Consider the following 11,201-nt stretch of genomic DNA (forward strand, 5'->3'; position numbering starts at 1 on the left):
ATCAACTAATGGGTTTTTTCTTGTTTGTCCGGTAGAATGTTGTCCCCTTTCCTATAGGTTCAGCATTCAGGGACGAGAAATGCCCTTTGAATTTATTCAATTAACTCCAGTGGCAAGTGACATCGAACAGCTTGGAACCAAAGAAAAATTTTGGTTCCACTATGTTGATAAGGAAGCTAACCCGTGGTTGTTTAAGTACTCACGGGCAGAAACTGGGGAGCATTGGTCAGAAAAATGTGCCGCTGAGATCTGCCATCTGTTGGGCATACCGCACGCTGAGTATGAAATAGCCCAAACAAATGGTCGATTTGGCGTCATTACCCCAAGCATGATTTCCGGAGAGTTTCGAATGGTCATGGGTAATGAGGTACTGCATAGTTCTTCCACCGACTATCCTGAACCTTTTCAACAGGAAGGAAAGCCGGTGAGGGTCAGGGAGCATACTGTTCCCCGAGTGATTGCTTGTTTAGACCGGCATACAATTCTGCCCCCAAAATCTAGCTATGACCTGAAAGGCTTAAACGCTGCAGATGTTTTCTGTGGTTACTTGATGCTAGATGCACTAATAAGTAACCAAGATCGCCACCATGAAAATTGGGCGATCATGCTCGATAATGAAACTGGTGAGCAATTTTTATGTCCTACGTATGATCACGCTGCGAGTTTAGGAAGGGAGATGCTTGACAGTGAGAGAGATGAGCGACTCAACACTAAAGATCAGAATCGACAGATTCCATGCTTTGTACGTAAAGCCCGCTCAGAACTTTTCAAGACGAAAACTGATAAAAAACCACTTTCGACTGTTGAGGCATTCAGGCAGGCTGTGGAAGGTAGAGATGCTGCGCAACGGCACTGGATTGCGAAGCTGCAAAGTTTGACAGAAGAAGCCATAACCCAGGTTTTTAAAGACGTTCCAGATGAATGCATTTCAGAAAGTGCACGCAGGTTCGCGACCTTGATGGTTATGGAAAACAGAAAAAGGCTAATTGAAAATGACTACAGTTAACTCAGTTTATGTTGCATGGCAGGCGCCAGATACTCACGACTGGCATGTCGTTGGTAATTTGCAAGAGCGTAAATCGGGTTATGTTTTCAAATACACAAAGGGCGCGCTCTGTTCGCCTAAATTTACCAAATTCAGTGGGATGAATGACGTCAGTCAGACTTATGTCTCAGAAGATCTCTTTCCACTTTTTAAGAACCGGTTGCTATCACCTAAAAGACCTGAATACCCACGATTCATTTCTTGGTTGGGGCTTGACGATGAGAACGCTAAACCCCTCGAGATTTTAGGGCGAACAGGGGGATTACGTAGTACTGATAATCTTCAGATTTTTAAGCGCATTGAAGTCGGCAATGATGGCAGTTTTGAGCATTTCTTTTTCCTTCACGGCTTAAGCTACTTAAGTGAGGCGTCTAACAAGCGAGTCTCTGAACTGAAACCTGGCGAGGATTTAAGGCTATGCTTGGATATCCAAAACGCTTACGACTGTGAAGCTGTCGTTATTCGAGCCGATAAACCTGCGGAAATCGTGGGCTATTGTCCTCGTTATTTCGCTAAATTTATCAAAAATATGTTGATCGAAAACCCACAGTCAGTTTCTCTTAAGGTTGAAAAAATCAGCGATGATGCGCCTCATAACTACAGATTGCTATGCAAAATGACAGGCAAAGTATCTGCCACTCAGCAGGAAATTTTGAATATTCATAATGAATTTGAAATGGTTGAGTAAAAATTTAAATGGTTCACATTAAGGTGAACCATTTAACTATTAGTCTGATGATAATTTATAAGTTTTAAAGCCAATAACCTTTTCCCCACGCCAGTCATTAAATTCCTTCATTCGTTCCTGCAACGGCGTTAGCTCGTTACGGACAAACACGCTTGCCGCCTTTTCTACATCCCCAAACCCTCCGGCATTGTCAGGAATGATTCCCATCATCTGAGGTGGCACACGGTGCGCGCTTAACAGGTCATCACGACTCGATTTCTTGATATTGAAGAAATCATCCTTGGTGGCGACTTCACTCAGTGGCAGGATCTGAATACCGTCTTTCTTGCCGTTCGGCGCGTACATGAACAGGTTGCGGAAGTTTCCCAGGCCTTTGGTATCCCGCATCGCCTTACGCATTGAATCAATATCGCTGCTGCTCTGGGCGGCGTCGGTCATATACAGGATGTAACCTGCGTGCGCGCCGTTCTGGTAATACTTGCGGCGAAACAACGTCGCTGCTTCGTTTAGCCAGGCAGAGTTAAGTGCGCTCAGGTATTCCGGCAGGCCGTAAATCTCCTGGTTAATGTCCGGTTCGATCAGGTGGAAGATGCTGCCTGCTGCGAACTGATGCGGTTCTTTCCAGCCCTGCACAAACCAGTACGTCCCCTCTTCCACTCCGCGACGCACATATCTAGCCGGTACGGCCTCAAATCGCAGTGGTTCGCCGAGCTGGTTGCGGATCAGTTCCAGGTACGCGTTCCCGAATACCAGATAATCCAGCGCGAATTTGCTGAACTCCTGCTGGCTCAGTAGCGGATGCGGGATAAACGTCGAGGCCAAAATATTCCGCTTCACGTAAATCGGAGAGCTGTGATGAACGGCGGCGCGCAGGCTGCGGGCAAGGCCATCGAAACTGACCGGTGGCTCATACCAGCGGCCATTACCCGTGCATTCGATGTAATCCAGAATTTCGCGGCGGTCTAACACCGGCGTAGGGTCACCGAAGCTGAATACCTCCGCGCCCTGCTGGCTTTCAGTGGTCGTGGTCTGTGTGGTTTTAAAGTATTTGCGCTTGCTCATTTAGTAGAACTCCAGAATGTTCGGGCTTTGTCCGCCATTGGCGGCGGTAAGTGGTTCGTTTAACAGGGCGTGCATGATTGCCCACGCCACGTCGGCGTGGCTGGCTTCTTCACTGCGGCTGGCTTCGTAGGTTGAACGGTTGCCGCTGGCGGTCATCGTTTTGCGGATCGCCATAAACGACGCAGTGATGTCTGTGTGTCCGGTGTCGTATTCCAGGCGGCCGGAGCTGATGGTGTCTTTTGCTTTAAGTACCAGCGCGGTTTTCACCTCGGGGCTGTAACGGATCTCACGCGCCGCCGGAAAGAACTGCTGAACAAGCTGGAACACCCCCTGCCCGATACCAGTCGCATCGATACCGATGTACTCCACGGCATAACGATTGGTAAGTTCCTCGATGCTTCTGGCCTGGGCGGCAAAGTCCATGCCTTTCCACTGATGACGCTCGAGCACACGGAACTTGCCGCCGGAAACAACTGGCGGGGCAATCACTGCACAGCCTGCGCTGTCGCCGGTGTGCGACGGGTCGTAACCAATCCAGACAGGACGATAAGCAAACGGCCGCTTCACGTACGGGTCAAAGTCTTCCCACTCGTCCAGACTGTCCACCATGCAGCCCTGCAACTCGGCAAATGGAAACACCGATGCCTGATCATCCACGAACTCACACATCAGAAGGTTTTCATATTCAGCGGGGCTGTATTCCAGTTGCAGCTGTTCCAGGTCGAACAGGTTACATCCACCTGACAGCGCATCTTCCACCGTTACGATCTGCCGCCACTGGCCGTCATCGCACAGCACGCCTTTTGACAAGTGCGCATGCGTGAGATCCAGATCAATCCTGTCGGCTTTATTGCGGCGCCCTTTGTTGAATAGTTCCCCCGACCAGAATGGATAGGCGCTGTGTGCCAGACTGGATGGCGTGGAGAAATAGGTGCTTCGCCATTTTTTATGCAGCGACATACCGGAAGCCACTTTGCGCAGCTCCTGAAACTTGGGGATCCAGAAATATTCGTCCAAATAGAGATTGCCGGTATAGCTCTGCGCAGTGCGGACGTTGGTACCGAGGAAAATCAGCCGTGCGCCGTTCGGCAGCACAATCGGGTCGCCTTTTAAATCGACGTCCACCAGTCTTGCAAAGTCGATGATGTAGTTTTTAAAGACGTGCGCCTGCGACTTACTGGCTGACAGGAAAATCTGATTACGGCCGGTAGTCAGCGCGTCAATCAACGCTTCCCGGGCAAAGTAGAAGGTTGCACCAATCTGGCGGGACTTGAGGATGTTGCGGATACGGTGCTGAAGCCCTGCCTGATACCAGCCGCGCTGATACTCGAACGACGTTTCAATGAAGATATCGCCGAGCTTTTCGATGGCCTCATCACTGAAAACATTCTTATCGGGTGCCTTTCGTTCGCCCTTATTGCGGTTAGCGACGTTCGGGTTTAAATCTGCCTCGCTGCCCGTTTGGTTGTAACGATTAACCCTTGCCAGGCGTTCAATCTGTCGGCCTAACAGGTCGATCTCTTTGTAGTCCTTCCCCTCCTTTACATCTTTCATGACGAGCTGGATCAGCCGCGCTTCCATGCTGGTTTCCACGCGAGAAATGGGCGCAATGGCCTCCCACTGATCGCGAGTTTTCCAGCTCTGCACGGTCGGCGTTTTTTGGCTCAGCATCTCCCCGATTTGCCGCACAGAAAAACCCTGCCAGTAAAGCAGTGCCGCCTGTCGGCGCGGGTCGCTGATGATGGTGGAGTTTGAAATATTCATGCCGCCACGTTACCGGCCAGACAGCCGTTTTTCGCGCTGCCCACGTTGTGCCATCGGGCAACAACCCGCATCGGCTGGCGGCCTGCGGTGACTCTCTGGAAACTAACTCCCGTTTTCAACACTCATTACAGGAGTCAGTTACATGGCAAAGAAAGTATCGAAATGGTTCCGCATCGGAGTCGAAGGCGACACCTGCGATGGCCGTGAAATTGATGCTAACGACATCAAACAAATGGCGGAGACGTACAGCGCGAAAGCCTACGGTGCCCGCGTCAATCTCGAGCACATCAAGGGCGTATTACCGACCAGCGATTTTCGCCGTTATGGCGACGTGATCCAGCTTAAAGCCGAACAAATTAATGACGCGGCTGAACCGCTGCTGCATGACAAATGGGCGCTGTACGCAATGATCAGCCCGACCGCGGATTTAACGCAGATGGTCGGCGACGGGCAGAAGGTTTACACCTCGATGGAGATCAAACGTAACTTCGCCAACTCAAATAAATCCTACCTGGTCGGTCTGGCCGTCACCGATGACCCCGCAAGCCTCGGCACTGAAATGCTGGAGTTCAGCCGCAAAGCCAAACAGAACCCCCTCGCCGGTCGTAAATCCGATCCTGACAGCCTCTTCACCGTCGCCACCGAAGCACTGATTGAGTTCGAAGACGCGCCGGAATCTGCCCCTTCTCTTTTCGCACTGGTTAAACAAAAGCTTTCACGTAAACAGGCGTCTGACGATGCCCGCCTGGCCGATGTTCACGAAGCCGTAAGCGAGGTCGCTCAATACGCTCAGACCGGACTGGATAAGCATGAAAACAGCCTGACCGACCTGCTGAGCCGCGTCGATACCCTGGAAAAATCCACCGCTGCCGAACATGACGCCCTCACTGAATTGAAAGGCAAGTTAGCGCAGACACCAGCGCAGAAATTCGGCCAGCGTCCGCAAGCCACCGGCGGCGCAGGCGTAGACGAGACGGTCACCGACTGCTGATCCGACACCTTTAACTCATTCTCAGGAAACACCTCATGAAAAAAGAAACGCGCTTTAAATTTAATGCGTTCCTGTCTCAGCTCGCCAAACTCAACAACGTTGACGTCGGCACGCTGGACAAGAAATTTAACGTCGAGCCGTCCGTCACTCAGACGCTGATGACCCGATTGCAGGAGTCCTCAGAGTTCCTGACCCGTATCAACATCATTCCGGTGGACGAAATGATGGGCGCGAAAGTGGGCGTCGGCGTAACCGGCACGATTGCCAGTACCACCAACACTGACGCCGGTGACGAGCGTGAAACGGCTGATTTCACCAAGCTGGATCAGGAAGGCTACCACTGCACCAAAACCAACTACGACTTCCACTGGATGTACAGCAAGCTGGATTTGTGGGCGCGATACAACGATTTTCAGACCCGCCTGCGTGACGCCATTATCAAGCGTCAGGCGCTGGATCGTATCCTGGTCGGCTTTAACGGTGTTTCCCGCGCACCGACGTCTAACCGCGTTCAGAATCCGCTGTTGCAGGATGTCGGTGTGGGCTGGCTGCAAAAATACCGCCTGAATGCCCCGTCCAAAGTGATGGGCATGATTGTCGCCGAAGACGGTACCGTCACCAATGAGGCGGTCAAAGTCGGTGGCGAAGGTGAATACAAAAACCTCGACGCCCTGGTCTTTGATGCGGTGAATGAACTGATCGACCCAATCTATCAGGACGACACCGAACTGGTGGTTATCTGCGGCCGCAAGCTGCTGGCGGATAAGTATTTCCCGCTCATCAACAAACAGCAGCCAAACACTGAGGCGATGGCCGCCGACCTGATTGTCAGCCAGAAACGCATCGGCAATTTGCCCGCCGTTCGTGTACCGGGCTTCCCTGCTAACGCCATGCTGATCACTCGCATGGATAACCTGTCCATTTATTGGCAGGACGGCACGCACCGCCGCCACGTTGAGGAAGTACCAAAGCGTGACCGTATCGAAAACTACGAATCCATTAACGAGGATTACGTGGTGGAAGATTACGGCTGCGGCTGTCTGATCGAGAACATCGAAGTGGCCGCCGGAGAAGAGGACACAGCTGAAAAAGCTGAACTCAGCAAATTCACCTCGGCGATCGTTGATGCCATCAAAACTGCATCCGGTACCACTGCACCGGCAGCTCAGGAGTAAGCCATGACCAGCCCTGCCCGACGTCATTTGTTGCGGCAGTCAGCTATCGAAGCCGCGCAGCAGGATACCAGCCTGCTGGGTCATGCCACCGGCTATGAACTGCTGCTGCAAAAGCTTAATGCTCACCAGAAAGCTCTGAAGAAAGCCTATTCCGCTGAGAAAAAGGCAGAACTCAAACGCAAGATGCTGCCCGAATATGCGCCTTGGGTGGCGGGCGTTCTCGCCGAGGGGAAAGGCGCACAGGACGCCATCCTGATGACCATCATGATTTGGCGTATTGATGCCGGTGATTATGCCGGTGCGCTGGAAATCGCCCGCTATGCGCTGCATTACAAGCTGGCGATGCCGTTCGGCAAACGCCCTGCCGGTTATGCGCTGGCGGAGGAAATCGCCGACATGAGCACCCGCGCTCATGCTGCCGGTGAGCAGGTCAGTCTCGATGTACTCATGACCACGATGGAACTGACGGAAAGCCAGGACATGCCGGATCAGGTACGCGCCAAGCTGCACAAAATTACCGGTTACCTGTATCGCGACGCGGAGAAATTGCCGCTCGCCTTGCAACACCTGAAACGCGCCTTCCAGCTGAACAGCAACTGCGGCGTTAAAAAGGATATTGAGCGGTTGGAATCAGCCATCAAAAAGGCTGCCAGCAGCTAAACAGAACGCGCCCCGCGCCGGACGGCACGCCAGCCGCGACAGGTCTGTGACCTCGTTCAACGCTGGCGTCCACCGTCCCCTATTCAGAGGTCACTATGTCTCTTGTTGTACCTGCACCAAAGCCGGACGCCGCGACGGAACCCGCGATCAAAAACACGCACTTCTGGCCGGATATCAATCCGGTGGAGTTACGCGACACGCTGCGCCTGGAAGGAACGGTGACCACCAAACGACTGCGAGCCGTCATTAAGTACGCGCTGACCGAAGTTAACGCCGAGCTTTACAGCTACCGCGTCGCACAGGTGGCTCAGGGATACAAAACCCTCTCTGATGTCCCGGCAGACCAGATTGATGACGAAAGTATCAAAGTCTGCGCCTACCTGCGGGCAGTTTCATCCATTACGGCAGCCATTCTTGCGGAACGATATCCGAACAGTGATACCACCGATGCTGGCAGTAAAAAGGCGGAGATTGTCGAAAGTACGGTTGATGAACTGTGGCGTGATGGCCGCAATGCGATCAGCGATGTCGCTGGCGTGTCTCACTGCATCATCGGGCTGCTCTGATGAAAGTCATTGCCGAACAGGGCGACACCGTAGATTCGCTGTGCTGGCGGTACTACGGGCGTACGGGATCGGTGGTTGAACACGTTTACGCGGCTAACGTTGGCTTAGCCGCACAGGGGGCAATTTTGCCCCATGGCTACGCGGTGGAGCTGCCGGACATAAGCCTGCCCGCAGTCAGTGAAACCGTCTCACTTTGGGACTGATGACCATGGAGCGCATCACCTCGTTTATCTGTTATTGCGTCGCTGCCTTTCTTGCCTGGCTCGGCGCTATGTCACCGCAGGATATCGCCTTTCTGGTGGGGGCAGGCGTCGGCGTCGCGACCTTCTTGGTGAACTGGTACTACCGGCGCAAAACCTACCGCCTGCTGAAAGAAATGGGCATCAGTGGAGAAATCAATGCAGCCATCAATCGTTAGACGCTGCGCCGTCGCTGCCGTCCTGGCAATTGCCGCGCTGCTGCCACAAACGCCCACGTTGAAAACGTCCGCCGCCGGTCTGGCACTGATTGCCGATTTTGAGGGCTGCCGCCTGTCCGCCTATCAGTGCAGCGCGGGCGTCTGGACAAACGGCATCGGGCACACCGCAGGCGTGAAGCCGCAAACGCAAATCAGCGAACGGCAGGCCGCCGTTAACCTGGTGGAAGACGTGATGCGGGTGGAGAAAGGCATTGCGCGCTGTATGCCGGTTGCCATGCCGCAGCCGGTGTATGACGCCGTGGTGTCCTTTGCCTTTAACGTCGGCGTGACAGCGGCGTGTCAATCCACGTTAGGGTTTTTCATCAATAAAGGTCGATGGCGTGACGCCTGCGAGCAGTTGCCGCGCTGGGTGTTTGTGAAGGGCGAGCGCGTCACCGGCCTGGAGCGCCGCCGCGCGAATGAGCTGGCCTACTGCCTTCGGGGTGTCTGATGCGCATTGTGATTGTTTTATTGCTGGCAGCCTGCGCGCTGGCGGGGCTGCAAACCTGGCGTATCGGCGGCCTGCATGATGAAGCTGACCAGGCGCAGCGCATTATCGGCACGCTGTCCGCCGGTATTGAAAGCCGAGACAACGCCATTAACCACCTGAGCGATGAGGCACTGATGCGCGAACGCCAGGAACAAAGCCTGCGCACACAGCTCTCACAAGCGGGACAGTTAACGCGGGATCGTGAAATTCACCTTCAAAGGTTACTCAATGAAAATCAGGAAATACGCGACTGGTATGCAGCTAGTCTGCCTGACGGTATTGGCCGGATGCACCAACGCCCCGCCTTTGCCCGCGCCGCAGATTATTTACGTTGGCTGTCCGGCGGTAACGAGCTGCCCGATACCGGCAAGCTCACCGGCCACTAACGGCGATTTAAGCAGTGACGTCAGAAACCTGGAGACCGCGCTGGTAGCCTGCGGCCTCCAGGTGGAAGCGGTCAAACAATGCCAGGAGGAACATCGTGTTAAAACCCGCACAGCTGCGAAAAGCCCTAACTGACGCCGTGCCGGTGCTGCAAACCAGCCCCGACACCCTGCGGATGTTTGTGGATAACGGGCGCATCGTTTCCACGTTAGCCAGCTCGCTGTCGTTTGAGTACCAGTATCAGACCGAGCTGCTGATCACCAACTTTACCCAGGACTGCGATCTGATCATTGTGCCCATTCTGGCCTGGTTGCGCGAGAACCAGCCGGACATCATGGCGACACCTGAAAAGCAGCAGACCGGCTTTAAATTCAAGGCAGATATGCTCGATGATGGCTCCTACGATATCGCGATTGATGTGCAGCTCACCGAGCGCGTGATCGTGAAACAGATTGATGCCGGTCTGTACGTGGAGCATTTTCCGGAACCACCACTGCCGGAGCCAGTTGAAAGGCCGCGTGAACTGTACCTGCACGGCGAGTTAGTGAGTCAGTGGCATGAGTGAGCTGTCAGCGTTTGATACCCGCCTGGCGGGACTGATTGCGGCGCTGTCACCGCAAAGCCGTAAGGCGATGGCGGCAACCATTGCGAAGCGTCTGCGCAAACATCAGCAGCAGCGTATTAAGCAGCAGGTTACACCTGACGGTCAGCCGTTCACGCCCCGCCGTCCGCAGCCGTTGCGGGCAAAGAAAGGCCGCATTAAGCGGGAAATGTTCGCCAAACTGCGCACGGCAAAATACATGAAGGCCAAAGGCACCGCTGACGACGCCGTGGTGGAATTCACCGGCCAGGTTCAGCGCATGGCGAAGGTGCATCAGTACGGGCTGCGGGATCGTCCGTCTGTCCGTGCAAAAGAAATGCAGTATCCGGCGCGCCCTCTGTTAGGGCTGGATGCGGAAGATATGAAGATTGTGGAAGATGAATTGCTCATGCGTATTAGCCCAGACTTGAGCTGACACAACTGCGGCACAGAGCCAAACCAAATCTGAAAGGCAGCACTATGCCAAAAACGGACGTTGCTAATATCGAACTACGATAACGTATTGGGATGACGCCAACGTAACTGGTCATAGTATGATAAGAAGCCCTCTCAAGGAGGGCTGTTATCTGATATAAGTTGCTTTGGTCTCACGCAGTGTGCTTTATCGCACGCGCAACATATTGAAGCGTCTCATCAGAATAGTTTTTGGTATTTACCTGTAAGAATGATGCACCTGCAACACTTCCTAGAAGGTTTGGCTCAAGGTAATACATGTGATTTTCAGGACTTATCACTCCGTCTTCAACAAGCTGAGACAAAAGCATTCGTCCGTCCTCGCCTCGTAACATACGAGCATGATTAATTTTATCTTGAAGCCTTGCCAAGCGACCTTTACTGTGAGACCTAAACGCCATAACGATTCTCCGAAACACTCTTAATGCATCAGCAACCCGATCGTCGGAATTAGCATTTACAAGCTTGTTTGAAAACGCAGACCATGGAAAACTCTCTGATGATGGCCAGTTCACATAAAGCTCAGCTCCAGGGCGAACCAAAGGGGGACTAATAGTTTGAGTACTTTCGAATCGATTGGCTTCAAGAATAACGCTTGTGTTTCCCTCGTCTTTTTTGACTGACTTAACAATTAACTTTTCGCTGTTTATGCGAAGGCAGTCACAAGAGACACTAATAGGCGAGAAAAGTTCAAGCTGTTCGCTAGAAACGAACTCAACATCAGAAGATTCAGTATTGATGAAAACGTTTCCTACTTTAGTTCCGAGAACTATTGTGACCTGCTCCCAGTTGATTAGTACACCCCGATGTTAGTAATGTCTTCATAAGCCACATGAGGACATCCCCATGAAGAAGCGTTTTTCCG

16 protein-coding genes are annotated in these 11,201 nt (G+C 52.9%); 13 read left to right on the forward strand and 3 right to left on the reverse strand.

Annotated features, from left to right (window positions below):
- Nucleotides 1–79: 79 nt before the first annotated feature.
- A complete protein-coding gene (locus HGO41_RS21810) occupies nt 80–1,006 on the forward strand; it encodes a HipA domain-containing protein (protein WP_250981412.1) in 927 nt (308 codons plus the stop codon).
- Nucleotides 993–1,733 (forward strand): HIRAN domain-containing protein, encoded by a 741-nt coding sequence (locus HGO41_RS21815; protein ID WP_250981413.1) that lies wholly within the window; start codon nt 993–995, stop codon nt 1,731–1,733. Before HGO41_RS21810 ends, HGO41_RS21815 begins: the two co-directional genes overlap by 14 nt.
- 39 nt (nt 1,734–1,772) lie before the next feature.
- Here the strand turns inward: HGO41_RS21815 and HGO41_RS21820 are convergent, their stop codons facing one another.
- The 3 genes from HGO41_RS21820 to HGO41_RS25785 are packed head-to-tail and all read right to left on the reverse strand — an operon-like array spanning nt 1,773 to nt 4,678.
- Nucleotides 1,773–2,795 carry a phage portal protein gene (locus tag HGO41_RS21820; RefSeq protein WP_250981414.1) on the reverse strand — a complete coding sequence of 341 codons (1,023 nt, stop codon included), beginning with the start codon at nt 2,793–2,795 and terminating at the stop codon, nt 1,773–1,775.
- Complete coding sequence (locus tag HGO41_RS21825) at nt 2,796–4,559, reverse strand: terminase ATPase subunit family protein (RefSeq protein ID WP_250981415.1); 1,764 nt, start codon at nt 4,557–4,559, stop codon at nt 2,796–2,798. It abuts the gene before it with no gap.
- The gene (locus tag HGO41_RS25785) at nt 4,556–4,678 is read right to left on the reverse strand and encodes a hypothetical protein (RefSeq protein ID WP_285427268.1); all 123 of its coding nucleotides are present in this window, start codon (nt 4,676–4,678) and stop codon (nt 4,556–4,558) included. Before HGO41_RS25785 ends, HGO41_RS21825 begins: the two co-directional genes overlap by 4 nt.
- 23 nt (nt 4,679–4,701) lie before the next feature.
- Here HGO41_RS25785 and HGO41_RS21830 point away from each other — a divergent pair, with 23 nt between their 5' ends.
- From HGO41_RS21830 to HGO41_RS21880, 11 genes are all read left to right on the forward strand, one after another.
- Complete coding sequence (locus HGO41_RS21830; protein ID WP_250981416.1) at nt 4,702–5,550, forward strand: GPO family capsid scaffolding protein; 849 nt, start codon at nt 4,702–4,704, stop codon at nt 5,548–5,550.
- A 35-nt stretch (nt 5,551–5,585) separates the two neighbouring features.
- Complete coding sequence (locus tag HGO41_RS21835; RefSeq protein ID WP_250981417.1) at nt 5,586–6,725, forward strand: phage major capsid protein, P2 family; 1,140 nt, start codon at nt 5,586–5,588, stop codon at nt 6,723–6,725.
- 3 nt (nt 6,726–6,728) lie between these two features.
- The gene (gene gpM / locus HGO41_RS21840) at nt 6,729–7,385 is read left to right on the forward strand and encodes a phage terminase small subunit (RefSeq protein WP_250981418.1); all 657 of its coding nucleotides are present in this window, start codon (nt 6,729–6,731) and stop codon (nt 7,383–7,385) included.
- Between the two features lie 95 nt (nt 7,386–7,480).
- Nucleotides 7,481–7,951, forward strand: coding sequence for a head completion/stabilization protein (locus HGO41_RS21845; RefSeq protein WP_250981419.1), 471 nt, complete (start codon nt 7,481–7,483; stop codon nt 7,949–7,951).
- A complete protein-coding gene (locus tag HGO41_RS21850) occupies nt 7,951–8,154 on the forward strand; it encodes a tail protein X (protein WP_250981420.1) in 204 nt (67 codons plus the stop codon). The genes HGO41_RS21845 and HGO41_RS21850 overlap by 1 nt, the downstream gene beginning before the upstream one ends.
- A 5-nt stretch (nt 8,155–8,159) precedes the next feature.
- Nucleotides 8,160–8,369 (forward strand): phage holin, encoded by a 210-nt coding sequence (locus tag HGO41_RS21855; RefSeq protein WP_250981421.1) that lies wholly within the window; start codon nt 8,160–8,162, stop codon nt 8,367–8,369.
- Nucleotides 8,350–8,859, forward strand: coding sequence for a lysozyme (locus HGO41_RS21860; protein WP_250981422.1), 510 nt, complete (start codon nt 8,350–8,352; stop codon nt 8,857–8,859). The genes HGO41_RS21855 and HGO41_RS21860 overlap by 20 nt, the downstream gene beginning before the upstream one ends.
- A complete protein-coding gene (gene lysB, locus HGO41_RS21865; RefSeq protein WP_250981423.1) occupies nt 8,859–9,284 on the forward strand; it encodes an Rz-like lysis system protein LysB in 426 nt (141 codons plus the stop codon). The genes HGO41_RS21860 and lysB overlap by 1 nt, the downstream gene beginning before the upstream one ends.
- The gene (gene lysC, locus HGO41_RS21870) at nt 9,178–9,417 is read left to right on the forward strand and encodes an Rz1-like lysis system protein LysC (protein ID WP_250981424.1); all 240 of its coding nucleotides are present in this window, start codon (nt 9,178–9,180) and stop codon (nt 9,415–9,417) included. The genes lysB and lysC overlap by 107 nt, the downstream gene beginning before the upstream one ends.
- A complete protein-coding gene (locus tag HGO41_RS21875; RefSeq protein ID WP_250981425.1) occupies nt 9,380–9,847 on the forward strand; it encodes a phage tail protein in 468 nt (155 codons plus the stop codon). The genes lysC and HGO41_RS21875 overlap by 38 nt, the downstream gene beginning before the upstream one ends.
- Complete coding sequence (locus HGO41_RS21880; protein ID WP_250981426.1) at nt 9,840–10,298, forward strand: phage virion morphogenesis protein; 459 nt, start codon at nt 9,840–9,842, stop codon at nt 10,296–10,298. The genes HGO41_RS21875 and HGO41_RS21880 overlap by 8 nt, the downstream gene beginning before the upstream one ends.
- The last annotated feature ends 903 nt before the right edge of the window (nt 10,299–11,201 follow it).

The organism is Rahnella sp. CG8, from assembly GCF_023701875.1.
In the GTDB taxonomy this organism is placed as follows: Bacteria; Pseudomonadota; Gammaproteobacteria; order Enterobacterales; family Enterobacteriaceae; genus Rahnella; species Rahnella aceris.